The 25,282-nt window shown below is 66.0% G+C and carries 24 protein-coding genes; 10 read left to right on the top strand and 14 right to left on the bottom strand.

Annotation, left to right across the window (positions count from 1 at the left end):
• Positions 1–10: 10 nt before the first annotated feature.
• The 5 genes from OG371_RS37040 to OG371_RS37020 all read right to left on the bottom strand — a co-directional run bounded on the left by OG371_RS37040 (position 11) and on the right by OG371_RS37020 (position 8,653).
• Positions 11–3,865 carry a DUF4365 domain-containing protein gene (locus OG371_RS37040; protein WP_329060561.1) on the bottom strand — a complete coding sequence of 1,285 codons (3,855 nt, stop codon included), beginning with the start codon at positions 3,863–3,865 and terminating at the stop codon, positions 11–13.
• 582 nt (positions 3,866–4,447) lie between these two features.
• The gene (locus OG371_RS37035; RefSeq protein WP_329060559.1) at positions 4,448–4,624 is read right to left on the bottom strand and encodes a hypothetical protein; all 177 of its coding nucleotides are present in this window, start codon (positions 4,622–4,624) and stop codon (positions 4,448–4,450) included.
• 54 nt (positions 4,625–4,678) lie between these two features.
• Positions 4,679–4,864 (bottom strand): hypothetical protein, encoded by a 186-nt coding sequence (locus OG371_RS37030; protein ID WP_329060557.1) that lies wholly within the window; start codon positions 4,862–4,864, stop codon positions 4,679–4,681.
• A 14-nt stretch (positions 4,865–4,878) separates the two neighbouring features.
• Positions 4,879–5,358 carry an RHS repeat-associated core domain-containing protein gene (locus OG371_RS37025; RefSeq protein WP_329060555.1) on the bottom strand — a complete coding sequence of 160 codons (480 nt, stop codon included), beginning with the start codon at positions 5,356–5,358 and terminating at the stop codon, positions 4,879–4,881.
• 343 nt (positions 5,359–5,701) lie between these two features.
• Entirely contained in the window at positions 5,702–8,653 is a 2,952-nt protein-coding gene (locus OG371_RS37020; RefSeq protein WP_329060553.1) for an RHS repeat-associated core domain-containing protein, read from the bottom strand.
• Positions 8,654–10,025: 1,372 nt separating this feature from the next.
• On the opposite strand from OG371_RS37020, the gene OG371_RS37015 reads away from it, so the two are divergent.
• Positions 10,026–10,694: a DUF6218 family protein gene (locus tag OG371_RS37015; RefSeq protein WP_329060551.1), complete on the top strand. Its 669-nt coding sequence runs from the start codon at positions 10,026–10,028 to the stop codon at positions 10,692–10,694.
• Positions 10,695–11,343: 649 nt separating this feature from the next.
• Here OG371_RS37015 and OG371_RS37010 read toward each other — a convergent pair.
• Positions 11,344–11,568, bottom strand: coding sequence for a hypothetical protein (locus OG371_RS37010; protein ID WP_329060549.1), 225 nt, complete (start codon positions 11,566–11,568; stop codon positions 11,344–11,346).
• A 764-nt stretch (positions 11,569–12,332) separates the two neighbouring features.
• On the opposite strand from OG371_RS37010, the gene OG371_RS37005 reads away from it, so the two are divergent.
• Together OG371_RS37005 and OG371_RS37000 are read left to right on the top strand one after the other, a co-directional pair.
• Positions 12,333–13,199 carry a hypothetical protein gene (locus OG371_RS37005; protein ID WP_329060547.1) on the top strand — a complete coding sequence of 289 codons (867 nt, stop codon included), beginning with the start codon at positions 12,333–12,335 and terminating at the stop codon, positions 13,197–13,199.
• Positions 13,196–13,612 (top strand): hypothetical protein, encoded by a 417-nt coding sequence (locus OG371_RS37000; protein WP_329060544.1) that lies wholly within the window; start codon positions 13,196–13,198, stop codon positions 13,610–13,612. The genes OG371_RS37005 and OG371_RS37000 overlap by 4 nt, the downstream gene beginning before the upstream one ends.
• A gap of 56 nt (positions 13,613–13,668) precedes the next feature.
• On the opposite strand, the gene OG371_RS36995 is transcribed toward OG371_RS37000, so the two are convergent.
• Positions 13,669–14,205, bottom strand: a complete 537-nt coding sequence (locus tag OG371_RS36995; RefSeq protein WP_329060542.1) for a hypothetical protein — start codon at positions 14,203–14,205, stop codon at positions 13,669–13,671.
• Between the two features lie 55 nt (positions 14,206–14,260).
• Between OG371_RS36995 and OG371_RS36990 the strand changes: the two genes are divergently transcribed.
• Positions 14,261–14,923, top strand: coding sequence for a hypothetical protein (locus OG371_RS36990; protein WP_329060540.1), 663 nt, complete (start codon positions 14,261–14,263; stop codon positions 14,921–14,923).
• A 29-nt stretch (positions 14,924–14,952) separates the two neighbouring features.
• On the opposite strand, the gene OG371_RS36985 is transcribed toward OG371_RS36990, so the two are convergent.
• From OG371_RS36985 to OG371_RS36955, 7 genes are all read right to left on the bottom strand, one after another.
• The gene (locus tag OG371_RS36985; RefSeq protein ID WP_329060538.1) at positions 14,953–16,533 is read right to left on the bottom strand and encodes a DNA polymerase Y family protein; all 1,581 of its coding nucleotides are present in this window, start codon (positions 16,531–16,533) and stop codon (positions 14,953–14,955) included.
• Positions 16,530–17,255, bottom strand: a complete 726-nt coding sequence (locus tag OG371_RS36980; protein WP_442876025.1) for a hypothetical protein — start codon at positions 17,253–17,255, stop codon at positions 16,530–16,532. The genes OG371_RS36985 and OG371_RS36980 overlap by 4 nt, the downstream gene beginning before the upstream one ends.
• 394 nt (positions 17,256–17,649) lie before the next feature.
• A complete protein-coding gene (locus OG371_RS36975; protein WP_329057889.1) occupies positions 17,650–18,534 on the bottom strand; it encodes an IS3 family transposase in 885 nt (294 codons plus the stop codon).
• A complete protein-coding gene (locus OG371_RS36970) occupies positions 18,531–18,818 on the bottom strand; it encodes a transposase (RefSeq protein ID WP_329057890.1) in 288 nt (95 codons plus the stop codon). The genes OG371_RS36975 and OG371_RS36970 overlap by 4 nt, the downstream gene beginning before the upstream one ends.
• Before the next feature lie 60 nt (positions 18,819–18,878).
• Positions 18,879–19,067, bottom strand: coding sequence for a hypothetical protein (locus OG371_RS36965; RefSeq protein ID WP_329060535.1), 189 nt, complete (start codon positions 19,065–19,067; stop codon positions 18,879–18,881).
• Complete coding sequence (locus tag OG371_RS36960; RefSeq protein WP_329060533.1) at positions 19,061–19,552, bottom strand: cupin domain-containing protein; 492 nt, start codon at positions 19,550–19,552, stop codon at positions 19,061–19,063. The genes OG371_RS36965 and OG371_RS36960 overlap by 7 nt, the downstream gene beginning before the upstream one ends.
• 218 nt (positions 19,553–19,770) lie before the next feature.
• A complete protein-coding gene (locus tag OG371_RS36955) occupies positions 19,771–20,106 on the bottom strand; it encodes a hypothetical protein (protein ID WP_329060531.1) in 336 nt (111 codons plus the stop codon).
• A 552-nt stretch (positions 20,107–20,658) separates the two neighbouring features.
• Between OG371_RS36955 and OG371_RS36950 the strand changes: the two genes are divergently transcribed.
• The 6 genes from OG371_RS36950 to OG371_RS36925 all read left to right on the top strand — a co-directional run bounded on the left by OG371_RS36950 (position 20,659) and on the right by OG371_RS36925 (position 25,223).
• Complete coding sequence (locus tag OG371_RS36950; protein WP_329060529.1) at positions 20,659–21,519, top strand: hypothetical protein; 861 nt, start codon at positions 20,659–20,661, stop codon at positions 21,517–21,519.
• Positions 21,516–21,797, top strand: coding sequence for a response regulator transcription factor (locus tag OG371_RS36945; protein ID WP_329060527.1), 282 nt, complete (start codon positions 21,516–21,518; stop codon positions 21,795–21,797). Before OG371_RS36950 ends, OG371_RS36945 begins: the two co-directional genes overlap by 4 nt.
• A gap of 117 nt (positions 21,798–21,914) precedes the next feature.
• Positions 21,915–22,844 carry a DNA-processing protein DprA gene (locus OG371_RS36940; protein ID WP_329060525.1) on the top strand — a complete coding sequence of 310 codons (930 nt, stop codon included), beginning with the start codon at positions 21,915–21,917 and terminating at the stop codon, positions 22,842–22,844.
• A gap of 103 nt (positions 22,845–22,947) precedes the next feature.
• Complete coding sequence (locus OG371_RS36935; protein WP_329060523.1) at positions 22,948–23,475, top strand: hypothetical protein; 528 nt, start codon at positions 22,948–22,950, stop codon at positions 23,473–23,475.
• Between the two features lie 140 nt (positions 23,476–23,615).
• Positions 23,616–24,587, top strand: a complete 972-nt coding sequence (locus OG371_RS36930; RefSeq protein WP_329060520.1) for a hypothetical protein — start codon at positions 23,616–23,618, stop codon at positions 24,585–24,587.
• 207 nt (positions 24,588–24,794) lie between these two features.
• Complete coding sequence (locus tag OG371_RS36925; RefSeq protein WP_329060518.1) at positions 24,795–25,223, top strand: SLOG family protein; 429 nt, start codon at positions 24,795–24,797, stop codon at positions 25,221–25,223.
• Positions 25,224–25,282 lie beyond the last annotated feature (59 nt).

Genomic DNA, 25,282 nt, shown 5'->3' with positions numbered 1-25,282 from the left:
TCTAGTCCTTCTATGCGGTTGGCGAAGGATCACCTCCGTTATTACCGGATAATCGAAGGCGCAGACGTGCGACGTCCACTGGTGCATAGGAGAATACGCCCGCCGAGTCAAGATCCGTCGCGGCCTCAACCAAAAATTCTGACGGCACTTTCGCGCCAAACTGAACCGCAACACTACCGGCTGCCCCTAGATACTCAACGGTCCTGTCGTCATTCAGAGTGTCGTCGACACAGACTAACGCAACGCAGGCGAGCAGAAGGGCCGTACGATTCGGGTCGTCAGGCGCGACTCGTGCGACACCCCACATCGCGTGATGGCGCCACGTATCAGAGTGGCCGCCGTCCGCTTCCACCGCGGCCAGGATGGATCGGAGATCACTCCACGGGTTGACGGCCATATGCCACCAACCCTGCCGGCCGATTGTAACGAGGGCGACCTGTTCATTCCAGGCTTCTGCCCTGCCTTGACTGATGACAACGTCGCGATCGGTTGGGAGGTCAACGATGCGTGCAGCTAGGGCATCTATGACCTCTTGCCGTCGAGCCTCAAGAGCTTCTTGGAACTGGACGTCGTCTACCTCTTCGCCGTTAAGGCGATCTTCGGCGCGAAGTTGCTGAAGCGTCGTTGTCCCGAAAGCTTCTACGCCCAGCGTTCTGGCAAGTCGCCTCTGCGCGAGGTCGTCTGACCAGAGTGGTATACCTCGCTGTTTCGCGAGACCAATCGGCCCGAGCCAAGGGGCTGATCGAGGAATCACAAGATAATCAAGGGGGACGTCCGCGACTGTCTGAGTTGCCGCGAGAGCGCTGTCGATTTTCGAGAAGCGCGCGAGTGCACCGAGGTGATCTTCAACATTCAGTTCTACGGCGGCGATTTTGTCGGTTGCCGCGTTGTACCTGATGGATCCACTGCTGGATGACTCACCATCCAATGTGGCGCGGCCTGCGTGCACGTCCATGCGTGACGCGGACGGAATGAGTAGACTTCTAAAATTGCCGCGGAAGCTGTCAAACTCACCAAGCTCGCAAGCGACGAGAAGGGCAGAAAGATCGACGACCACGTCGCAGTTCGGCGAAGCCTTGGCTGCTCGCTCGTCGGCAATATCATCCTCTTCAAAGGCCGCCGCGGAAATGAAGTAACCGAAAGGTCTCATTGCGAGGGTTGACGAGTACGGCCGTCTCACGGCGGACGTCAACATGCCTAGGGGCGCGCTAGCTTGACGGATCATTTCAGAGAGTTCGATGAGTGGGCGGTCATCGCGCCGGGTAAGTTCGGTCATCTTGGCGATGAGGCCTTCTGGCGTGGGAGCTTCAACGAACTTGATCGGGCTCTGATCGCCGTGCCTCTGCACGTGGGCTTGGAGAGCGGCGAAAGCTGCGGCCCGACGATCGCCATCAAGTACCGCCCGCTGATCAGCAGGGGTAGCAGGCTCATCCTCAGTGTTACGCGTACGCCCTATTACTGTGGTCAGGAGTGCGGCGCTCAACTCGACGTCATCAGCAAAGGTATCTGCTAGTTCCAACATACGTGCATATGTCTGCGCGGTCAGCGTAGGTTGCATTGCCATGATGGACATCCACAGATGAGCTTCGTCTGGCGTGGTAACTGTTGGCTCATACCGCTTGATCGTCACGAAGGCGTCAGCTTCTTCCCTTAGCCGCATTTGAGCGCCTGCGAGTTGCCAAACGTCTTGGTCTTCGGCTACTAACTCGTCGGAATTGACGCATTCGATCAACTGGCGTTCGACGCGTCGCCAGACTCGCATGTCCGATGGCGTCTGCATGGCTTCCTGCAAGAGCAGGCGGACGAGTAGTTTATGCGCTTTGCGGCGCTGGATTGAATCGAGAGACGACGTGGCAAGGGCCTCAGTAGCTACGTCATGTGCATCGGATTTACGATCAAGGCGCAAGAGTAATTCTGCGCGACGCACTGCGAAATCTGAGTTTGCGAATCTGAGGTAGGCCGCCTCCGATGCGACTTGGGCATCGTCGAGCCTTCCGGCGTTTGCCAGATAGTCAACGAGTCTAGCTGCACCGAATGCGTCACGTTCTGCCAAGAGTCGCAACTGTGGAAGTGCCGCATCGAGATCAACTTGCGCCTTCGCGCCAACGGCAGCTAGATCCCGGATCTCAGGCGCGATGATGTTGTCGTCGATCAGTGAGGTGAGACGCGCCGACACGTCGACTCCGAGATCACTCAGACGCATAACCACCTGCACTAAAGCGTCGGGCTGGCTCGCATCCAGTCGCGCGAGCAGGTCAGTCCATGCTGCACGCTGGTCATCGACATCGCCCGAAATGCCCCCCAGTCGAAGACGAGCAAAGTCCTGGCTCACGCCCGAAGGCAGAGAGTCGATCAAGCGCAGCGCGAGGTCACGGCGTCCGAGCATCGTGGCGGCGGTTGCGGCCGACGTGCGGACGTCGACCCTCTGCGACTCGTCGGAGGTCGCTCGACCATCGGGCGCCGGCAGACTTCGGTCGAGAACTTTCGAGAACTGGCCGCTCACGGTCAGGCCCTGCAGGAGCGTCTTCAAGGCCGATTCGGTCGGACCGGACCAGTTGTGCAGCTGATCGACTGCGCCTGAAGAGAGTTGGACGGCTCGTTGCTCGTCGAAGGGCTGCATCCTTCCCGCGCGCGCCCTGCGAAGGAGCGAGGCGGCAAGGGTATCCATGAGCCCAGCCGAGTCGGGAACAAGTGCGAGCGCCTGCTCGAACAAATCGATTGCGTGATCAAGATCGCCGGCACGCTCGCTTCGTTGCGCCCGAAATGCGAGCACTAGCTCATCGTCGGCGATGGCATCGAGCTGCGCCATGACCTCATCCGAGATCACAATGGGTGCTGCCGAACCTTCAGGGTGCGCAAGTACAGCATGGCCGATGGCGATGCGTGCGTCGCCCGAGGCAATGGGCGTTGTCGCAGCTATGGCGAGAAGGTCGCGGGCGCGAGCGCGGTCGGATTCGAGCAAGATGAGGGCTGCATCCCGAGTGTGCTTGTACTTCGTTTCGGGTGCTCGGCCGGCGGCGAGGAGCAACACATCGGCTGCTAGCCCGGGGAGATAGTGGGCGTGCGCGTAGCTGGCCAGCGCGATGAGACCGATATTCCCACCGTCGGGTGACAACCAGGTTGGGTCACTGTCCTTGAGGGTGCGGACGACGACCTCTGGGGCTCCTCGACCTCGAGCAAGGTGGGCTGCCAACAGCGCCGCGGCGGTTACGTTCGCCGTTGCGAAGGTAGCTAGAGCCCTGACTGCCGAGGGAGGCAGACGCGAGAGGTTGTCGGAGTAGTCAGAAAGTGCCGTCTCCGCGAACTTCTCGGCAGCGATCTCCCAGACCGCGCCTGCAGTCTCGAGCGTTTGAATCCTGGGGACCGTGACAAAGACACCGCCGCGTGGGCCGGTCTCCAGAGTTCTCTCGGACAACTCCTGCCAGTAGATGGTTCCATTGGTCTTATCAACGAGCAGCACGTACATCGGCAAGGAGTGACTCAGCCAGTACGGAATATGCTTCTTTTCGGGGCGGAATTTCCAACCAATCTCAGTTTTTTCTTCGAACCACGAGTTGCCGCCTTTTATCTGCAGGCCGACAAGTCGTCCAGTAGCTTTTCCGTCGCGTTTAATTTCGACGTGCGCATCGACGCCAAAGTCCGATGTCGTTTGCTCGCGAAATGTATGGCCAAGCAACTCATTGACCTGAAATTCACCGAGAGCGACCGAGGCCCGATCGATCTTGTTCGTGTCGACGCTGATCGGACCGCCTCCCTGCTGCCTGCTCTGTCGGGTGCCAGGATAGCGCTCCACCGGAGAGTTCGCATTAACCAGGCGATGCGCAAAAACTTCCGCCCAACATTGCAGTGCGTGAGAGATTTTCACCTTTCGAACAGGTGAGGCACGCACCTTCAACTAATGCGGCTCATGCGGGCTCGATCCAGTAACTGACAGCTGTTCGGGTATTAGTCGTCATCGTGGCCATGGGCAGCGACAACCTCGACGCGAAACGGGGCACGGACCTGGGGGCTGATCCGGCTCATGGACCGGGCAGTCGTCTCAGAGTACTGGGTCAGTTGCCTCACTGCGCCGAATCTCGAGTGAAACATCCAGACTGCCCGCGCGATCCGAGGCCGCGCCGGTGGCCTGTGCAGGTGGACATGTCCTCCATTTGACAAAGGTGTCGCCGGGGCCGAACGGAGCCGCCGCGGGCGAAGCCGGCGGACTCGGACGAGCCGGTGTCCGAACGCACCGCGACTGCCGGGCCCGGTCGCACCGAACGGTCGGACACCGAGGAAATGCCACGAGTTTGACTGATCTTGATGACATTGCGATGAGATAAGCCGAGAAACGGCAGGTCGCGCAAGATCGACATGTCACGACCGGCGAGACCTTACAGGTCTTGTCGGTCCTCAAGATTGGCGTCGTAATCTCACTGTTCGTGCCATGGACGTTCTGATCGGCGCACTAGGACAGTTTTTTCCAGCTTTTCTTCACCGAGATTATGAAGTACACAAGCAGTGCCAAGGGAAAAGCGCCGACGATTAAGGACGTGGGCTGACGCCACAGCGATGCGAGCACGATCATAGTAATGAGCAAGACTCCGGAGACGGTGACAAAAGCTATACTTACCGACTTGCTCATTTGGTGATTTTACTCTTCTTGCGCAGGATTCCCGGCCCCGGCACGCTTACCAGGTCATTTCTTTTCGATTTTACGCGCCTTGAAATACGCCCACCACGTATACAACATGGCCAGCAGTGCGAGAATTGCCCGTATGTTGACGACGAGAGTATTAAGGTAGAAGAATGAAAATATAAAGAACCCAATTGTTACAATAGATGCGATCAACGACCCCAAGAGCTTTCCGTCGATGATCTTCATCCTCTCGGTATAATTTAACTGCATGCGTAGATTGTGCCAGCAGGGCTCATGCGGTTGCGTACCTGCCTGAATGACAACGGGCGCGAGAACGCCCCCGGTACCCCCAGCCGCTGCGATCCAGGCGGCAAATCCGAGCAAGGTGAAGATCGTTGCAATTCCGGCTGCGTTGCAACTCTTGCCACCCTTGGCTCCCGTGGGTCGCTGTGGCTGATGGGGTCGTCCTGTGCGTAGGCGTAGTGGCAGGCCTCCTGTCCGGTCGGGTCGGGTGTGGTGAAGCGGCCCCAGCCGGGGAAGTACCAGCGGTAGCCGAGCAGCATGTCGACGCCGTATTGGTATTGGCCGAGGTAGTGGAACGGGTTGTCCCCGGCCGACGGCCCGGTGGCGGTGCTGCCGCCGTAGGGGTCGTACTTGTAGGTGGCGGCCAGGGCGCCGGTGGTGGAGACGAGGGCGATGACGCTGCCCTGGTAGTCGGTGACCAGGTTGTAGCGGCGCACCAGCTGCGCGCCACCTCGAACACCAGCTACACCCCGGCCTCACGCCGCAGCGACCACACCCAAGCTGCGGAGCTCCTCGACGGCCGTTCCTGCTCGACGAGGACCCCGCGGTGGGCGGGCGACACAGGGGCTGAACGGTGCTGGAGGCTGGACACGACTGGTGCACGCCGCCTTGAAGTATATAGGTAATACTGTGGTTGGAACGCTGATTTCTGCAGCATTCCAACCACAGCATCAAAAGTCTACTTTTCCCTCCTCTTTCGACTACTTCGAACTATTGCAATCAGCGACAGAAGTATTGCAATGACCAGAACTATGATTCCAACAGTTGATAACGTCGTCATCAGCACGCCGAACTGTCAATTGTCAAACCACCTGCACCTGCGCCTGCTAATCCTACAAGAGACAAACCAACTCCTAGTGTATCTTCAGCAATGAACGCTGCGGCCAGTCCGACGACTCCGCCAGTGAGCGCTGCCCCAAGAAGTACCACACCTAGTATCGCGCCAGAGCACGCATTCAGCGCGGCGGATGCGCCGGTGGGGTCACTCCGGTTGATGGGGTCGTCTTTGGCGTAGGCGTAGTGGTTGGCCTCTTGTCCGGTGGGGTCGGGGGTGGTGAAGCGGCCCCAGCCGGGGAAGTACCAGCGGTAGCCGAGCAGCATGTCGACGCCGTATTGGTATTGGCCGAGGTAGTGGAACGGGTTGTCCCCGGCCGACGGCCCGGTGGCGGTGCTGCCGCCGTAGGGGTCGTACTTGTAGGTGGCGGCCAGGGCGCCGGTGGTGGAGACGAGGGCGATGACGCTGCCCTGGTAGTCGGTGACCAGGTTGTAGCGGCTGGTTCCGGCCTTTTCGGTGACGAGAGTGCCCTTGGGGTCCCGGGTGAGGCTGGTCCGGGCACCGTTGTGGATGGCTTGGGTCATGCCGAGGGCGGTGGTGGTGAACTGGTCAGTGGTGGTGCCGCCGCTGGTGGTGTAGGTGAGTGTGTGGGGTTGGGTCTGGTCGAGGGTGTCGTAGCTGGCGGTGAAGCTGTCGCCGGCGGCGTCGGTGCCCGAGGCGTACTGGCTGGTGTCGCTGTAGAAGTTGGTCTCGGTGGGGTTGTCGGCGCCGGTGAGGTTGCCGGCCGTGTCGTAGGTGCGGGTGCGGCCGTCGTTGACGAGTTCGTCGGCGGCGTTGAAGGTGAACGTGGTGCCGCCGAGTTTCTTCATGTTCGACGCGTTGTCGTAGTCGAACCCGGTGGTACCGGCGGTCTTCAGCCGTTGCAGGCTGTCGTAGCCGTAGGCGGTGGTGCCGGAGGCGTCGGTTTTGGACTGCATCTGATCGGAGTCCTTGCCGTCACTGCGGGTGAAGCTGTAGGTGGTCTGCAACAGCTGCGTGCCGCCGCTGTTCTTCACCGTGAGGCTGGTCTGGCGGCCGGAGTTGTCGTAGCCGTTGGTCTGGCTGCCCGCGCCGGGCCAGGTGACGGTGGTGCGGCGGTCGGCGTTGTCGTAGCCGAAGCCGGTGGTCTGCCCGAACGGGTCCTTGACCGAGGTGAGCCGGTTCGCGTTGTCGTAGCCGTAGATCGTCTGGCCGCCCGGGTCGGTGAGGCTGGTCAGGTTGGTCGCGGGGTCATAGCCGTAGGTGATGTTCTCTGTCGGGCTCGTGCCGTCGGTGCGGGTGTCGGTGAGGACCAGGCCGCCGGTGTCGTAGGTGAAGGTGTGGACCGCGGTGGCGGTTTCTCGGCGTTTGAGGCTGCCGTTGTTGTCATACGCCGAGGTTTGCAGGACCGTGTCCGGGCCGCTGGTGTGGTGGCGGGTCACCGAGACGACGCGGTCGAGTTTGTCGTAGCCGTAGTCCAGCTCGATGCCGCGGCCGTCGGTGACCGTGGCGACGCGGGAGAGCGAGTCGTAGGTGTAGGTCGTCGGTCCCAGCGGGGTCGGGGGCGTGACCTTCTTGAGGTTGCCGGCGTTGTCGTAGTCGTAGGTGGTCGGATGGCCGTTGCCGTCGACACTGGTCCGGACCAATCCGAGCGGCTGCCAGTAAGTCAACGTCTGCAGGTCGGCGTTGAGCCCGTCGGAGTGGATCGTCTTCACGTTCCCGGCGTCGTCGTAGGTGCGGGAGACCTGGTCCCCGGCCGGGTCCGTGACCGTGGTGGGCAGATGCGGGTGCGCGGCGTCCGTATAGCCCACCCCGGTCTTCGCGCCGGTCGGCAGATCGGTCCCGATCAGGTTGTTCAACGGGTCGTAGTGGTTGGTGGTGGAGTTGTTCAATCCGTCCATAGTGGTCTGGACGTCGCTGTTGGCGGTCCAGCTCTGCTGCCGCTGATGGCCGAGTGCGTCCACGGCCGAGGTCTGCCGGCCCTGGGCGTCGTAGTAGTAGGTCACCGAATGCGAGTTCGGGTCGGTCTCGGTGGTCTGCCCGCTGCTGTAGCCGAACAACGTCGTCGCGTCGCCGGCCTGCCGGGGCACCGTCACCTGCGTGACGCGGTGGGATCCGTCGTAGCTGAAGCCGTAGGTCTTGCCGTCCGGGTCCTGGATCGTGGCCAGGTCACCGGAGGGGAACCAGGTCAGGTGCATCGACGTGCCAGACCGGTCGGTGAAGTCCTGCAACTGCCCGGCGGTGTTGTAGCCGTAGGTCGCCGCGACGGTGCCGGTCGGGTCGGTGATCGTCGAGACCAGGCCATTCTGGTAGCCGAACGTCGTCACCCGGGTCTGCGAATCGGTGATCGAGGCGGTGGTGCCGTCCGGGTTGTAGCGAGCGGTGTTGCTGTTGCCGTTGCGATCGGCCTGTGACAGCAGCCAGCCCGCCGGGCTGAACGTCCACCGCTCGTTCGAACTGTCGAAGATCAGTGTGTACTTGCCGTCCGAACCCTTGGCCAGCTCCGCATGCATACCTGGCGCCTCGACGTAGCTGCCGTCGGCATTGTGCTTGTACGTCGCGCAATAACCGGAGTCGCCGTGCACGACGACGTCGCTGCCTGAGAACGTGAGGCCGATGTCCTGGCCGTGACTCAGCGTCCAGCCGGTACCGAAACTGCCGTTGCCCGGACGCTGGTTGTTGTAGACCTGGCTCAGCGACAGGTTCTCCCCGGTCCCCTGGACCGTCAGCTGCCGCTGGGTGATCGTCAGGTTCCCGTCATGGGTGTTGACCAGCGCCTCCATTCGATCCGAAATCGGGAACCGCTCCAGCGGATACTGTGGCAGCAAACCGGTCTCGTTCGCCCCGCACGACGACACCGCCGCAGGGGCGAGGCCCGGCTTCCACCCGGGTGCCCAGTTCGCGGACGGCGGCAGGCCGCCGGTCGGGGTGTGATTCACCGTCGCAGGCGGCGTCCACACCGTCGACGGCGGCGCCACCGTATGCGGCTCGGCGGACGCGGTATGCGGTACAGCAACCACCAGCGCCCCCCACGTCACAGCGGCCACCGCCGCAGCAGATCTATGCCTCATCAGTCTTCCCCTCGACACGCATGAGTGCAGCATGAAACCGCGCCAGAAAACCTGGACCAGGCACAAAAAAACCCGAAGAAGGCCCCTCGCACGGCAGAACATCGTGCAGAAGGGTTGATCGTGCGCAGCTGTTACTTCGTCACAACAACAAGTCTGCTTTGACTGATTTATCCTTATTATCATGCTAATGGAGCAAAGACGTTACCGAACGAGGCTCAGTTGGTGATTCACAGCCGGAGTGGTTCGGAAATCTGGATTTACTCGATCACCTCGGCATGCTGGCGTTCACCGTTGCGCAGGCCGACCGGAGGTCCACGATTCGAGGGGCCGGCACAGGGTGATCAACAATGGCAGGAACTACGCGAAGATCGCGCGAGGTATGCCAAACAGATCGCCTACTAACAAGCAGAACTCACTACCGCCGTGACCGTTCTCTCACTCCGATGACTTACCGGACGGCTCCTCGGCGACCAGGGAGCACGCGACAATTGATTCCGCAAAGTCACTTCACCTTCCGGGCACCGTCGGCTTTCAGCTGGAGAGGTTACAGGCGGAGATGGAGGTGATGAAAGCGGCTGGTGGTCCGTCACAGGGCGACGCGATGGCGTTGGGAGAGAAGCACTTCGGCGACATCACGGACACAACCACCGACCAGGTCGACGGTGGCTAGGCGCCGGTACGGCACACGGTCCGGTGTCTTGCGTGCGCGCGGCAGTAAGTGGGGCGTGCCGGCAGGCCGAGGGGGAGGGTCCTGCCGGCACGCCCTGCCAGCATCTCATTGTTGGCCAGCGGGCGCCGTGTCGTCGTCAGCCGGGACATCGACCGCACCGGACACGCGAGCAACCGCGACGAGACATCGCCCCCGGCCCCGTCCTCGGCAGGCTGATGAACACATTTACCCGCGCACTCGACAAGGAAGCCGCCTACGCCGCCGAGTACAGGCACCACGTCGAGACCCAGCAACCCGACGAAGAGTGACCGGGCCGGCCATCCACGATGCCGACAGCCAGCTCTCGAATGTCTTCCTCCGATGCGGCGATCGACGCAGCAGCGCCTCCCAGCCGCGGCCACCCCGCGATGACCGCCCACCCTCCTCCTCGGCCGAGCCCTCGACGCCGAGTAGCCGGCGATGCCGTTCCGCGGGGCGCACGCACCGCTCCGACGATGCCGTCCACGTAGCCTCGGGGAAGCTCCCGCCGCGAGGATCATGCTGTCGGCCTTCTGACCTGAGGAGATGATGATGACCACAGCGTCGAGCAGCCCGGGCGCCGAGCGATTCCCGTGCCCCGGCAGTGCAGTGGTGCTGCTCGGGCCGAAGGCCGAGGGCGACGGGATCGCGATCTGGCAGGTCAGCGTCGAAGGGAACCCGACCGGCGCGAACGCGCCATCCCTCAACGACGCCCGTACGCCGGAACTGGCCCGACGCCTGCTGGGTGTCCTCGAGCGCCGCGCCGTGGTGACGATGTCCGCGGATGCGGTCGCACAGCCCCTGCGCCTGCTGACCGACGCCGCCGGCATCGACGACGCCGACTGGTGGGTGAACCAGCTCGTCGACCCGCGCGAGATTCTCGCCGAGATCATCGAGCATCGTGGGCAGTACCAGGAAACCGACTCCGCCCTGGAGTGGCAACGCGACCTTCCGGATGCAGATGCCGCGCCCCGGACACTCGACGACTTCCGAGACCTCGCCGGAATTGCGCCCGTGCCCGGTGAACCCGTCGTCGCTGAAGCTCTGGCACTCGTTCGGGTCCTGCAATGGCTGACTCGCATGTGGACAGAGACCGAGCGCGCGAAAAACCGCGCCAGCGTGAAAGCCACGCACGGTGAACCCTTAGCGCTTCCTCCTGTCTGGCAAACGGGAATGGTCCATGCCGCGCAGACGAGGCTGCCGCTGGGCGCCAGTCACTAGCACCGCGCCCGGCTTGCAGAGTGTCACGTCGTCAGCCGGGCGCCGCGGTGCCTCCAGGAGGTGCGCCGGGATCAGCCGAGGACTGATTCGGCGGTGGTCCAACCGGTACGCATGGCGTGCTGTGCCGCCGCGAGAGCGGTCCGGCCGTCGCAGCCAGCCTTCTTCAGCGCGTTCTCCGCCGAGTCCGAGCTGTAGGAGCTCTTATCACCGCTGTACAACTCGGGCCAGAAGCCCTTCGGGTCCCGCGACGATCCGCCGAGTTCCAACGGCAGGAAATGGTCCTCCTCGTATGAGCTGGAGCTGGTGCCCTGTGTAGCCGCAATCCGCGATCCCGAACCTTCAACGGGTTCGTTTACGAAGTCGGCGGCCGCACGGTCGCCGTCCAGCCCGGCACGCAGATCGTCGAGTCGATAGTGGACTGGGTGACATCTGGGTTGGCAGCCCTGGCGTGCAGGCGGGATCCGGCAGCGGCTGGAACGGCTGTGAGCACGACGCCACCGTCTCGGCCGCTATGCCCTACAGCGTCGGCTGTTCATGAAATCGGGAACACCGATTTCCGGGACGCGGCAGAATCCTTCCGATTGCGCTCATCGGGTGGCGGTCGAGGATGGGACCGGCCCAGATGCGGCTGCGTCCAGGCCGGCCGGTGTCAGGAGAACATCCTGACAACCCCGTCCACCGTCTGCGCGACGGCGAGTACGACCTGCGCGATGGTGATGACGCGCCGGGCCTTCTGAGCCCGGCGCTCTTCATCGGTGAGAGACTCACCGGCTTCCGGCGCGGGTTTCGCCCGGGGATGCCGATCCGCCTCCTCGCCCGGCGGGACAGTGTCCTGCGGGCTCGGGTCGTCACCTTCGTTGATCACCTGGGTCACGGGAAGGAACTCCTATCCCGAGTGGTTCGATCGACCACCCGGCCGGCGTGGTCGGCAACACGGGAAGAGCCGTCCTGCAACACCACCTCGCAAAAGCGAGAACTTCAGACTGCGGCGGCAGCGTAATTCAACCGCGGGCTTTCTGGGGTCAGAGGTTCATGAGGGGTGTCGGAAGGAACGTTTCGAGGCGATTGCGCAGGTGAGGGCCATCAAGCAGGCATGCCGCAGCGACAATTCCACCTATCTTCAGACTTTATAGTAGCAACTGTGGAATTTCAGGACGCTTCAGTTGTATTCGCAGACTGTCACCAAGATCGCGCGCTGCCCAGCCCCGGGCCACGTCCCGTACTCCAGCTGCGGGGTGCTTAGCCCAAGACGACGGGCACGGCGAGGCGGTGCCGCTCGGGCCGCCTCGCCGACGTCATCGACGCTCCACCTCTCGGAGCGCGGGGTGAACGCCTCGTGTCGGCCACTCGTCCGCACACAGCCTTGAGCACACTGTGACCTTGCGACTACTTTCTGGCGCCCCTGTGGCTGACTGATGGGGCACTGGCGTCGGCTAGGGCGGGGACTGGTAGTGGGGCATTCGGATCTCGACAGGCATCAAGAGCCATCGACAGGCGCACCCGCTGGACGGCAACGGCCCGGCGGGGTCTGGCGGGATGGCGTCCCGGACAGGGATGGTGTCCTCCGGAGGCAGTGGGGGTCGGTCGGTGTCGGCGAGGGCCCGGATCGACGTGCGGGGCTAGGGACAGCTGCCCCTCGTGGCGCGGGAAGCCCTCGGCGTCGTCAGCCAGTCGGCCACCGTGATCGTTCGTATCGATCCCGACAGCCCCGGTTCCGTCACGCTCGAAACCCCGCTGCGCGCAATCCAGCGGCTACGCACACAGCTGTGCTCCGCCGCGCAATCCGCCGCACGGCAGGATTTCGATCGCGACAGCGAGTACGAGGTAGTGAGCGCCGCCGGTATCGAATCGGCAGCCGTGGTCGACGCAAGGATCCTAGTCCGGTTGCTCACCACCTACGACGACAACGCCGTAGCCCAGCTCGCTGGGACGATCACCCGGCACGGCGCATACGTCGCGGAGTTCTCCCTGCTCGAGTTCGTCGACGCCGTCCTCGATCGATGGCGCGGCGACCTCACCCGGCTCGAAGCCCGCGCCGGCCCCTGCGTGGGCGCCCTCGTCGACCACATCCTGGACGAGCTCGTGCGCATCGGGATCAAACGAGTGCTGCCCTATCAAGCGCAGCTCGCCGTGCAGCCCGCCGTCAATGCCGTCGCCGCCGAACACGGCCTGTCCTCCGGACAGGCCCACACCCTCGTGCTGGCCGCCTCGCTCGGGGTGCCCGCACTCCTCGCGGCCGGCATTTCCGACCTTGCCGCGCTGGATCACCTGGGGGTTACCGTCATCGCAGACCCCCAGCCTCGGCACACCGCACGGCCGGCGACAGAGCAGGCCACCCGGCATGCGGACGTCCACCAAGTCTCGTCATGCGAACCCGCACGTGAAACACCTGCGGACAGAAGAATCAGGGCGCGGATGTCCGGGACACGCCAGCCCTGGTCGAAGTGCTCGTGGCAACGGCCATCGCGTTCTGGCACCAACCGCAGACCCCGTGGACCTCAGTGAAGGACGCCGCGAACAGACGTGGCTTCCGCATCTCCACCACACGCAGCCAACTCGACCAAACGCTCGGACACCTACTCGGCGAGGACGCACCCGCCGCGACGAAAACCAGCCGCGCGTGGAGTTACGCCACCACCGGCCTGTGGGCGGCAGCCACCGCCGCCTGCCACAACACCGGAATCCCCGCCGCGCACAACAACGAGCACCACGAATTCCGGGAGTTCACCACTCTAATCGCGCAGGCCCTGCCGATCATCGATGCCCTGCCCGGCACACCGACTCGCGCCGACTTCACCAAGGCAATGCGCGCAGCCAGCCACAGCGTGCCGGCGAAATCCTTACGCCAGCTCTGGTGGCTCCTCCAGAACCGGCGCGACGACGCACGGGAATGGACAGGGCCGCCCACATCCTCTTGACACGGACCGGGACGCTCGCTATCCATGGGCCGCATCTGAATGCCAGCAGGCGGCGCCTAATTTTCTTGTTGCTTGGAAAGGGTTATCGGCTCGTTCAGCTCGCCGATGTCCTCGACGATGTCCTCGCCGATGCCGAAACGGAAGAGTTCCCAGTCGCTGCGGTGTTGTTCGAACAGCAGCTGGTGCGTATTCCCGCGTCGGTGCTGCGCCTGGAGGTAGTGGCGGGTGAAGGGGATGCCGAGGTAGGCCAGACCGTCTGCGCCCCAAGTGGGATCCTCAACGGTGCCATCGCGGCGGGCGCACCAGGCATGTTGCAAGACCGGGCCGGCCTCGGGGAGGGCGAACCCCTCCACATACGCCAGATCGTGGCGGGCGGCGTGCCGGGTTGCGTTGGCGAAGCATCTTCCCGGCGATCCGAGGGTCCGACCGACCGGCAACGGAGCCGGCCGGAACCAGCGGCCATGGCCGAGAACCAAGGCCTGGGCACTGTTGTGGCACCAGTCGGGTTTCGACGGGAACATCGCCGCAACATCGGCGAGCTGCGTAACAAGATGGCTCCGCAGTTGTTGGGCCAGGTGCTCGCCGACGGTCATGGCGACCATCTTGCCCGACCTTGCCAGCCCGCGGCTTCTCAGGTTCCGTGCAAAGGTGGGGCCGACGCACGAGGCGGATCGCGCGCGGGTGATCAGCGCCTACGACGACACGAACCTCACCGCCGAGGACGCCGCGGTCTGCATCCGCATCCGCGGCCCCTTCGCCTCCTCCATCCACGACCTACCCGACGGAGCCCAGGTACAGCTCATGCCCGACACACCCAGCCAGCCTCCCGCACCGATCGCGCACGCCGAACTCGACGTGCTCGCGGACTACGGCAGCTTCTTCGTCCAGGACGACACCGCACGCCCGGACACCGACCGCGCCTTCATCACCAGCGTGATGACCGACCTCATCGCCGCGGCCGAAGGCGCCATCGGCGTCGGCACCGCGCGCCGGCTCCTCCTCCCGGTCACCCTCGACGTCCGCGCCGACGCTCCCGACGACAACCTCGAGGACTGGGACCACGTCACCGAAGCCGGCCTCCGCATCACCAGCGGCCGCATCGTCGTGTCCAAATTCGACTACCGGCCGACCGTCCCCCGCACCGCCGTCCCGCCCGGCGACTACACCGCCCGCGTCTACGCGAAGGGATTCGACACCATCAGCGAGGACCGGGTCCACGGCGCCGACACCTACCACGTCGTCCTCTGGCCCGGCCCCATCCTCGAGCCCCGCGTCCTCAAACGCCACCCGCATCTGCCTTTCCCCGGCTGAGCCGGGCACACTGCGCGTTCGGACGACGCTCAGCGGTACACGCCTTCGAGTATCCACTGTGGACCGGACAGTTCGCCGTGCAGCAGCAGGACAGCCGTGTCCCCGCGTCCGGGTTGCGTCTCGCCGAGCAGTAGCTGGATTCGAGTTTGGTCACCGGTGTTTCCGGGGCGCCAGTCGGCTGTCTGGGCACGCCATGGCCCAGCCCATCCGAGCACCGGCGACGGTGGCCTGCCCTCGACCTCGGCCACGGCGGGCACGCCGGTCAGCCCCTGCCGCTCGGTCGGGACCACCTCGTGTCCGTCCACATCCCGGACGACGACCGGTGTCTTCGAATGAGGAACGATTGCGGGCGCCGGCGCGGGCAGCCGCCCCGGCCACGGCGCGGCGTCGTCGGCGTCGCGGGGCTCGCCCCAGGGCACGAACCGGACGCGATCGCTCGGGCCACGCCCGCCGACCAGCTGCGCCGTGACGACCGCGTCCGGGCCGAGGAGGGCCTGGACGCGGGTGAACGCCCGCCCTGCACGCTCGTCGGCGTCAGCGTGCTCGGCGCGGCCGGTCAGCTGCAGCTGCAGCGCCGCCCCGGCCACCGTCTCCTCCGGCTCCAGCACCAACCGCACCATCCCCGCCGTCGGGCGGCCGCTGGGCGGGCGGGTGAGCCAGCTGTCGCACTGCCACCGTGCCCGATCCGCGATGCCTTGCGCGGTCAGCGGTTCCGCGCACCGCCACACCCGCGCGAACTGCTCGTCCGCCTCGGTCACCGCCCGCACGGCCAGTCGCGTACAGGCCAGCCCTCGCGCCGCCAGCACACCGTGCAGCCGCTCACCCAGGGCCTTCGCAACGAATGCGGCCGCGTCGACCCGCTCCAACGGCGGGTCGAACGACTCCTGCACCGCCAGCTCTGGCGGCGGCCGCCGTCGTGCAGGTGGCCGCTCCGACAGCCCGCGCGCCAGCCGATGTGCCTGAGCCCCGTCGGCGCCGAAACGGCCGGCGACGTCCCGTTCTGCCAGCTCGGCGAACGCGCCCAAGGTGCGCAACCCGAGTTGCCGCAGCGACGCGACTAACGTCGCGCGGGGTGCCTCCGGCTGGTCGAGATCGCCGATGGCCCGTGGGGCAAGGAACTGCGCGCTCGCGCCTGGGGCGACGAGCTGGCCGGTGCGGGCGGCGAGCGTCGCCGCGAACAGTCCGTCCGCCACCCCGACCTCGCACTCCACTCCCGCCCGGGCGGCGACCTCGTCGACTACCCGCTCCCCCAGCTGTTCCTCTCCGCCGAAATAGCCGGCCGCTCCCGCCACCGGAACCGCCACCACCCCAGGCCGGACGACCTCCACGCCGACCGCCAGGCGCTCCACCGCGGCAGCGACTGGCTCGAACAGACGCGCGTCCCGATCCGCGTCCTGGTCGAACCGTGCCACGTACTCGCACAGCGACTCCGCCGCCCGGCGCGCCATACCGCGCCGAACTCCACACGCACGCGCCGCGGCCGAGCACGCGACTACCCGGTTGCCGGAGTAGACAGCTGCCGGCCGGGTCACCGGGATTCCGGCCGCGGCGGTGGCCGCGACCACAGGCCAGTCCGGGCAATACACGACCATGAGCCGGACCGCGCTCATCTCGCGCTCTCCAGCGCCGCGACCTGCTCGGCACTGCGGTCCCGCCGCACCGGGACCGCAGTGATCTCACCTCCGGGGTGCGGCAGCGCGACCGTGAAGCGCGCCGGACGAGCCGCCGCGCCCCGCCCGTGGCGGTACACCACGGCTATCTGCCCGGTCAGGTAGCCGGTCGGACCATCCTCCAGCCCGCTCCACAAGCCCGGCTCGGCACGCAGTTCCAGCTCCGCGCCCGGCCACGGCCCCGCCGCGACCAAGACCGCGCCGCGGTGCCGGGCCCTCGCGGACAACCGCCGGGCCACCGGCCCGGACACGGCCGCGACCGCGACCGCGGGCGAGCCGAGCACCACCAGATCGACCCCGTCCAGCAACGCCGTCGCGACCGCGATCACCTCAGCGACCGGGGACGCAACCAACGCGAACCGACCGAGGTCCACACCGAGCTCCGCCGCCGCGACCAACCCCAGCTCAGGCATCCCGACCACGGCGGCCCACCCGCCTGCACCGGTGACACCAGCCACCAAGCCAAGCAACAGCGACACCGAGCCGCTGACCGCGACCGTGTCGCCACGCTCCAGCCCCGTGCCTGGCAACAACCGCGTCAAACCAGGCAGCACAGGCAGCACCTCACTGGACGCCGCCGCTCCAGCAACCTGTTCGGCAACCTCGGCGGCCGTGCGGACACCGGGAATCGCGACAAGCCGTGCAATCCGCTCGTCCACCACAGCCGCCTCCAACCCGCGTCACGCCGGAGAGCCATCCGCTGGAACACGCGTGGACAGCCTCAGCGCACCGCGGGGAGACGGCACCTTAATCGAACTTACGTTTGATTAAGGTCTGTGCGGCGTCGCCTGTCAAGCCGAGACCGAGCAGAGTTGCATCGGCCACAACACGCAATTGGAAAGTATATGCGCAGCTCAGAGACGTTCAGCGTGCGATGCTGCTCGTCGTAGTCGATCGGCTTCGAGAGGTCGGTACCGTGCTCGTCGAAGGCGGATCGCGAGGTCGTGGCAGAGTCCGTAGGAAAGCGTTGTCAGGGCGCTCCTGTCAGCGAGCGCGGCGCCACAATGTTGAGTTTGGTGCAACTGAGGTTCCCCCCGGGATCCGGACACCGGGGTTTTATGCCGCGAGGGCGATAGGTTGACGATAGCTGATGCGGGTTTCGTGGGGTGTTCGGTATCCGAGTGTCGAATGTAGACGGTCGTGGTTGTAGTAGCTGAGGTAGGCGAACACTGCCCGGCGGGCGTCGTCGCGGGTGGCCCAGACCTGGGTCCCGATCTCGGTTTTGAGGGTCGCGAAGAACGACTCGGCGACGGCGTTGTCGTAGCACGACCCGACCCGCCCCATCGACGGCCGCATACCCGCCGCCGTGAGTGCGGCGCGGAAGGTCGAGGAGGTGTACTGGGAACCACGATCGGAGTGGAAGATCGCATCAGCACTGGTCAGACCACGTCCCACGGCGAGATCGACCGCATCGCATACCAACTCGGCACGCATGTGCTCAGCCATCGCGTGACCGGCCGCTTCCCGGGTATGCAGGTCCAGCACGGTCGCCAGATACAACCATCCTTCCTGGGTGGGCAGGTAGGTGATGTCGCCGACGAACCGCTCGCCGGGAGCGTCGGCGGTGAAGTCCCGGCTGATCAGGTCTGGTGCCGGTGCGGCGGTCGTGTCCTGCTTGGTCAGGGACCGGCGGCGCCGGCGGGTCAGCCCGACGATCCGGCGCTGGCGCATGATCCGTTCAACGCGTTTGTGGTTGACCACCCGGCCCCGGCGGCGCAGTTCGACGGTGACCCGCGGGCAGCCGTAGCGCCCACGGTGCTCGGTGTGGACCTCGGCGATCTCGGTGGCCAGTTCCTCCTCGGTCGCGGCGTGCGCGGCCCTGACAGGGGCGGCTGCGATCCATTCGTAGAACCCGGGGCGGCGGACACCCAGGACCCGGCACAGCAGTGCGACAGCGAAGCTGGCGCGGTGTTCGGAGATGAACCGGTAGCTGCAGGTCAACGACCCATCTCCTTCGCGAAATAGGCGGCCGCTTTCCGCAGAATCTCCTTCTCCACCTCCAGTTCCGCCACCCGCTTACGCAGTGTCCGCAGCTCGTCCTGATCGGCGCCCGACACAGCGGACGGTTGCCCGGCCTGCTTCTCGGCGGTCTTGACCCAGTTGCGCAGGGTCTCGTGGTTCACGCCCAGGTCGCGGGCGACCTGGCGCAGCGGACGATCAGAGTTGCGGACCAACTCGACTGCGTCCTTGCGGAACTGCTCGGGATACTTCGACGGACGTGGCACCAGGACATCCTTCCCCAGACCACTGTCTGGGCTCAGAGTGTCCGGCCCGAAGGGGGAACCTCAGTGGCGGGCGATGGCCTCGGTCAGAACGGCGGCCGTCGTGTCCGGATAGCGGTGGATCGAACGTGCGGATTCCTGCACTGCCGCGGCCGCTACCGACAGCGGGCCGCCGGCCAGTTCGTTGGTCGAGAGCGTCACCGTGTCGACGCGCCCCGGAACGTAGGCCAGGACCTCCCGCGTCGTCACCATGACATCCTGCCCTGCGCCACGGCCTGCTTGACCCGGTCGAGGTGTTCAGCCTGCAAGGTCTGAACCTGCGCCGCGGCCACCGGGTCGAGATCGGGCAGGAGTTCGACGTCGCGGTTGGCATGCGGGTCGGTCCGGACCTCCAGGGCGACGACTATCGCATTCCGGGAGAGGTTCAGGGCCGCGTGCGGAATGCCCGCCGGGATCACGACCTGGTCGCCGGCGCCGTGCGGGATCGGCTCCATCTCCTCGCCCCACAGCGTCGCGGCCCATCCGCGCAGGATCTGCACGAGGACGTCGCTGTGGCGGTGGACGTGGGCGAGGCTCAGATGACCGGGCGGCATCGCGACGATGTAGCTCGAAAGCCTTGTGCCGGGCGCGGTTCCCGAGTGCACGATCGGCGTCAGCGCTTGCCCTTGAACGGATGATCCGCGGGCGGTGTGATCAATCCGGACGCACGTCGGCTTCCGTGCCGTGTCGGTCGACATGAGGACTCCCGTTCATTCACGGGGAGGACGACTGGGTAAGGCAGCACGGGCCGATCGGCCGCCGTCGATTCCTCGACGGCGGCCGATCGACCTGCTCTTTCCAAGGCCGGCGACACAGTGCGCCCCTCGGACCCGAGGGGCGAGCAGAGAGAGGATTCCGAGGGTGGCTCGCCCCTCAGGTGTTCACGGGCACGCGAGGCGTACTCAAGGGGCCAGCGTTAAGAGCCGGCGACGTGCGCGTCTGGCTGACCGGACATGTAGCTGTCCACAGTGGTCAGTGCTGTGCCGTCACTGCGATCGCCCGCCGAACCGTACGGGGATACGCCGAACCCGCCGATGCGTGTTCCGTACGGAGTGACTGCGGCCGGAGCCGACAGGGCGCCCCCGCCCGACGACGCGCCGGTCTCCGTGCCTCCGCCGGTGGTTGCCGGGGCGGCGTTCGCCGGCGCGGCAAACGCGATCGACGCCGCAACGCCCAAAGCACCGACGGCAAGCGAGGTCCAGATCGACCGGCTCCGGCGCGACGGCGCGGACAGGTCGGATGTGGTGGTCATGGTGACATTCCCTTCGTCGTCCGCGGCGCACAGATTCCGGCCGGTTCACGCCGGACTGGGCCGAGGAACAGCGGGAGGGCGGCCACGAACGTGACGATCACGCGCGGGTAGAACGCCGAACGACAGCCCGCGCGAACGCGGGCCGGCGTCCGGGAGACGGCGCCCTCCCCGACAACCGTCTCCCGGACCGGACCGCAGCTTCCCGCGAGGGGGTTGTTGCGGGGCCGCTGCCCGGAAGGACCGGGTGCGATCACTCCCGTCTGGATCACGCCCGGGTTCCTTCTGGGGCCCACCCTGCCCGAAAAACGAGGCAACGTCAACACGGTGATACATCTTCTCTTCCTTCATGGAGGATGTATCTCCGCGTTGTCGACGGCCTGAGTGGTCCTTCCTCTGCCGGGTCGCAGGCCGATCAGCCAAGCAGGCCCGCCTCCGTGCGCAAGCCCGCTGCTCGTGGCCGGTGCGCCACGCCGCAACGGCGGGCTTGCACACGGAGCCGGCGGGCATGCCCGGGCGGAGGCCGTCCACGCCCCGGCTCAGGAAGGCACTCCGATGGCCAACCCGCATCCTCGCCGTGCACGATGGCGCACCACATTCCGGCTCCCGGCAGTCGGTCGCCGCAGCAACGAGATCATGATCGGCGGGCGACGCCTCCGCGTCGAGCACGCCTCTGTCCTCGGCAAGCGAAAGCGCCTGATTCGCTTGCCTGACAACATGTCCACCGAAGAGCTGCACGTCGTCAAGACGATGCTGGTCGCCGTGGGCGGCCGGTGGAGTTCGTGGCGGAAAGGTTTCGTGTTCGACAACGACCCCACTGCCGCCATCCTCCAGGCCATGGTTGGCGCCCTGCCGGTATCGCCTCACGCACGCGGCTGCCAAGACCACCTGGCTCTGGCCGCTGTTGCCGGCTACAGCAGCATTCCGGTGACGGAGGGACCGTTGCGGGTTCTGATGGCGGAGATCGACGACGGCGCCCTGGTGCGCGCCGCGCTCGACCTCGGCGGCGAGCACATCAGGGTGACCACAACGGCACCGAAGCACCGGCCCCGGTCCGCGATGCCCGCTGATCCCCGGTTGCGCGTGTTTCCGGGCACGCTCACGGCGTTGCTCGGAACGCGTCCTGCCCCCTTCGACGAAGCCCTCGCACTGGTGAAGCACGGCGTGTCATCGACCGACCTGGTGCGGCAGCTGTGGGAGCACGTGGTTCCCGGAGGACGGGTCATCATGCTCGTGCTCGACGTGGCCGACGCGGAACGCCGCGAGTTGTACGCGATGGCCGCGCGCTACGGCGCGCACCGGGCCTTGCGGTCAAAAGGAAATTCGACCTCGCTTCGCGCAGTTGTCGTCTGGATGGTTCGCCCCGGAGGGCGCGCCAGGCACACAGCGAGCGGCCGCAAGGGGAATCGCGGATGAAGAAGCCCCGCGCTCTCACGCCCCGCGAACTCGAGATCTTGGTTGAAGTCGCCCGGGGCATGTCAAACCCCGAAATTGCCGTGAAGATGTTCGTCTCGATCGAGACCGTACGCACGCACCTGCACCACATCTCGAAGAAGCTCGGCGCCCGCAACCGTGCGCACGCGGTCGCAATCGCTTACCACACCGGCATCTTCCAGCCGGGGCACAAACCGCGGGGCCTGCCGACAGGCTATCGGGAGGCGTCCCCGCGCGGCGGCAAGCGGCGCTCAGGTTAGCCCACTCCGGGGCAGCCGGTCCCTCGGATCGGGTGCGGCTGCCGGCTGCCCCGGAGCGGGCTCCTCCGTGCGCGCCTGCCGCCGCGGCAGGAACGCACGATCCGACAGGAGCCCCTCGTGAACACACCCCGCACGCTCGACCATGCCTGGGCCTACCTGCTGCGCGCTTGTCGGCCGCCCGCGCCGAACACCGTCCGCCTGGCCGCCGAAGTCGGTCCGATCGAGGTGATCCACCGCCACGGCAACGGAACCCTGCCCGACGACGTCCTCGCTGAATTCCACGACACCTGCGGTGACTGGGAGGCCGTCGCCTACGACGTAGCCCGTGCGGCCGAACTGGGTGCGCGGCTCGTCAGGCCAGGGCACGATGAGTGGCCGTATCCCGAGCAGGCCGCCACGGGTGTAGAAGACGCGACGGCGACCAGCGCGGTCGCACCCCTGGCACTGTGGGTCCGCGGCACTGGCCGACTCGACACCCTCGCCTCTGGGGCGATCGCCGTCCTCGGCGCACGCGCTGCGACGGCCTACGGGGAACACAACGCGGCCGACCTCGGACACGAACTCGCCGCGAGAGGCTGGGCTATCTGGAACGGTGGCTCGCTCGGCGTCGCCGGCGCAGCTCAGCGAGGCGCCCTCGCCCAACCCGATGCACGCACGGTCGCCGTGCTCGGGCACGGTCTCGACCACACCCATCCCGTACAGCACGAGAACCTGTTCGAACGGATCGCCGAAAACGGTGTCCTCGTCAGCGAGTTCGGATTCTCCACCCCGCCCAGCAAGCGCGGCACCGAGGCCCGCGACCGGTTGATCGTCGCATCGACCTCCGCCGTGGTGATCGTCGAAGCGGTCCCCCGCACCGCCGTCATCAGTACGGCTCGCTTGGCGCACAAGATCGGGCGTCCTGTCATGGCCATGCCCGGGCCGGTGACGTCGGGCCGATCCAACGGGTGCCACCACCTGATCGTCGACGGCACGGCAACGCTCGTCATCAATGCCGCCGACGTCGAGCAGAACATCGAGCGCAGCTCCGGCCGAACGGACCGCTGATCCTTCGCGCCGGCCCCATGGCTCTCGGAGAGCCCGTGCAGCGTATCGCCCCCACGAAGTGAGACGCCGCAGCCCGCATCCCCTATCACGTAAGGAATCCAGAATGTCCTCACCGAGCCAGCCTCCGTTGCCCGTATGGCTTGCGCATCTGCCCGTGAGTGGCGGGATGGCGGTCCCCTGGATCACGCCGCGCACAGCCAACGGCCGGCACCTGTTCGGCACCGTGGACCGCGACCGCATGAACAGCGCACTCACCCGCCGCCGCTGCGGCGTCTGCGGAAAGCCTCTCGATGGCCGGATTGTGTTGCTGCTACGGCAGTCCGACCTGCCGCGACGCTGCACCAGCGAGCCGGGCCTGCATCCGCAGTGCGCCGCCTACACCATGAAGGCCTGCCCCATGGTGGTGGGAAGGATGGATCACTACCGAGCCTCACCGCGGCCGCTCGAACCCGGTCAGGTATCAGGGCCGGACGCTGCCGCACGGCAAGGCGCGCCTGCGGAGCCGTGGTTCGCGGTATGGGTGGCCGGCTACGACGTGATTGTCGATCACGGCAACCTCGCCGCGTCGTATGCGCAGTGCGCTCCGCTCCGGGTTCGCTCCATCAGCTGGAGTCTCCCCGGCATCTGGTGACCGCTCCCGTTTCGCCGGGCAGCCATCCGTTGCCGGTGTCCACCCGGCGCAAACGGGGACGTCCCGCAGACCATCGGCAATCGCCACCACAGAATCCCTTCTCCCTCATCTGGACACCTTCCGACAAGAAAGGTCAAGCCATGCCGGCAAAGTACGTACGACGCGATCCCGACAGCCCGGCACAAGTGTGGGACGAGCGCACCCGCGAGGAGATGGGCGCCGCCTTACGGGACCCCGCGGGCCTTCCCCACGTGGGTCCCGTGGTGCGGGTCGACCAGAAGACCGTCCGCCTGCGGGACGCCAGCGCGAGAGGTGTGTACCGGCTCGAGTTCGATCTGTATGAAGGGTGGTACGAAGCCGGCCACTCGGCCGCGCCGCCCTCGGCTGTAGTCGCGGCGACGTGGCTGGGCTGCTCGCTCCTCGAGTACCTGGCCGCTCCCGAATCAGCTCAAAACCAGGCTCAGATCATGGCCGACGCAGAACGCGAGACCGTTCTCCTCGTCGCCGAGCCGCTGCTGTCCGCGATCCGCGAAATCTACGCCACCATGACGACGACCGGTCTCTCGCCGTACTCGCAGCGCTGGTATGGCCAGCGGTACGAGCAAGTCGAGCAGATCCTGCTGGACGTCCTCGCCAGGCACCCCGGCGGCTCTCCCGCGCGCACCCAGTCCGTCCTCCACCGCGCCCTCGCCACCAACTCGAAGACAGGCGCCATTCTGTCCCATATGGACCATGAATGGTTCCATACCGATCACGTAATACAGACCGGGCCCGCCTTTGACATTGACCTGTACCAGGTCAAGCGCATTCTCCGCGACCAAGGAGTCCGCGCCGACACAATCTTCACCGGAAGCGGAAACGTATCACTCTACGCCGGCGGGGAACCCGAAGACGAGAGCTACGTGCTCGTCGTGGGCCCCGGCATGGTGCGCGACGACAGTCCCCGCGCGATCGCAAAGACCTCCGAGCTGTGGATCAGTCTCGACCGTGAAGGCGGCGACGACGACGGCGGGCCGCTTGCGCCGGAAGGCGCAACTACCGCGGCCGAAGTCGCCGGGGTCATCATCCGATGGATCCACAAGCAGCAGTCCAGGGACAGCGAATCCGGTTGATCGACGGCGATACGGCGCACTCAACCGTCGTCCATAGTGGACGTAGCCCCAGTCTTCATGAGATCGACCGCCGTCTCCGAGCGGTCACCGTGAGCATGGCTCGCTCGGTGGCTGTGCACCCCGGCCAACTGCCGCCGGCCGCACAGCCGCCGAGCGAGCGAGGACCACCGCATCCCGCTCAGCCGACGGGACGGAGTTACTCAGGAGGTGGCATCGATCGTGACGCACCGGATTCTCATCACCGGATCACGGCTCTGGGACGATCCCGCAGTTATCCGCGCGGCACTGGCTGACGTGTGGGCGCCGGGCCGGATTCTGGTCTCGGGCGCCAGCCCCCGTGGTGCGGACATGATGTGCGAGGCGTGCTGGACGCACTGGGGCGGCCGTGTGGAACGGCATCCTGCACTGTGGGCCACCCGCGGTAAGAGGGCCGGGTTCCTCCGTAACAAGGTGATGGTCGACCGAGGCGCCGACGTCTGCCTCGCGTTCATCCGCAACGGCTCTGCCGGCGCCAGCCACACCGTCGACCTGGCGCGACAGGCCGGCATTCCGACCCGGGTGTTCCGGGCTGATGACAAGCATCCGGCCGGCGCCGAGGACGGGTTGCGGTCCCGGGGGGGGGACGACGCACGCTAGCGGAGCCGGGGGCACCCGGGCCAACCGCGGTGACCCCGTGCCAGCTCGGGTGAACCGCC

Origin of the sequence: Amycolatopsis sp. NBC_01480 (assembly GCF_036227205.1) — a bacterium.
In the GTDB taxonomy this organism is placed as follows: Bacteria; Actinomycetota; Actinomycetes; order Mycobacteriales; family Pseudonocardiaceae; genus Amycolatopsis.
This window is presented reverse-complemented; position numbering and strand designations above follow the sequence as displayed.

What these genes read in the sequence shown, in the direction of transcription:
- OG371_RS36985 (WP_329060538.1), bottom strand. Translation starts at nt 16,533, where the DNA reads ATGAGCGCGGTCCGGCTCATGGTCGTGTATTGCCCGGACTGGCCTGTG.
- OG371_RS37030 (WP_329060557.1), bottom strand. Translation starts at nt 4,864, where the DNA reads ATGAAGATCATCGACGGAAAGCTCTTGGGGTCGTTGATCGCATCTATT.
- OG371_RS36930 (WP_329060520.1), top strand. Translation starts at nt 23,616, where the DNA reads ATGCCGGCAAAGTACGTACGACGCGATCCCGACAGCCCGGCACAAGTG.
- OG371_RS37015 (WP_329060551.1), top strand. Translation starts at nt 10,026, where the DNA reads ATGACCACAGCGTCGAGCAGCCCGGGCGCCGAGCGATTCCCGTGCCCC.
- OG371_RS36945 (WP_329060527.1), top strand. Translation starts at nt 21,516, where the DNA reads ATGAAGAAGCCCCGCGCTCTCACGCCCCGCGAACTCGAGATCTTGGTT.
- OG371_RS36955 (WP_329060531.1), bottom strand. Translation starts at nt 20,106, where the DNA reads ATGACCACCACATCCGACCTGTCCGCGCCGTCGCGCCGGAGCCGGTCG.
- OG371_RS36995 (WP_329060542.1), bottom strand. Translation starts at nt 14,205, where the DNA reads ATGACCGTCGGCGAGCACCTGGCCCAACAACTGCGGAGCCATCTTGTT.
- OG371_RS36965 (WP_329060535.1), bottom strand. Translation starts at nt 19,067, where the DNA reads ATGGTGACGACGCGGGAGGTCCTGGCCTACGTTCCGGGGCGCGTCGAC.
- OG371_RS37035 (WP_329060559.1), bottom strand. Translation starts at nt 4,624, where the DNA reads ATGAGCAAGTCGGTAAGTATAGCTTTTGTCACCGTCTCCGGAGTCTTG.
- OG371_RS36950 (WP_329060529.1), top strand. Translation starts at nt 20,659, where the DNA reads ATGGCCAACCCGCATCCTCGCCGTGCACGATGGCGCACCACATTCCGG.
- OG371_RS36960 (WP_329060533.1), bottom strand. Translation starts at nt 19,552, where the DNA reads ATGTCGACCGACACGGCACGGAAGCCGACGTGCGTCCGGATTGATCAC.
- OG371_RS36935 (WP_329060523.1), top strand. Translation starts at nt 22,948, where the DNA reads ATGTCCTCACCGAGCCAGCCTCCGTTGCCCGTATGGCTTGCGCATCTG.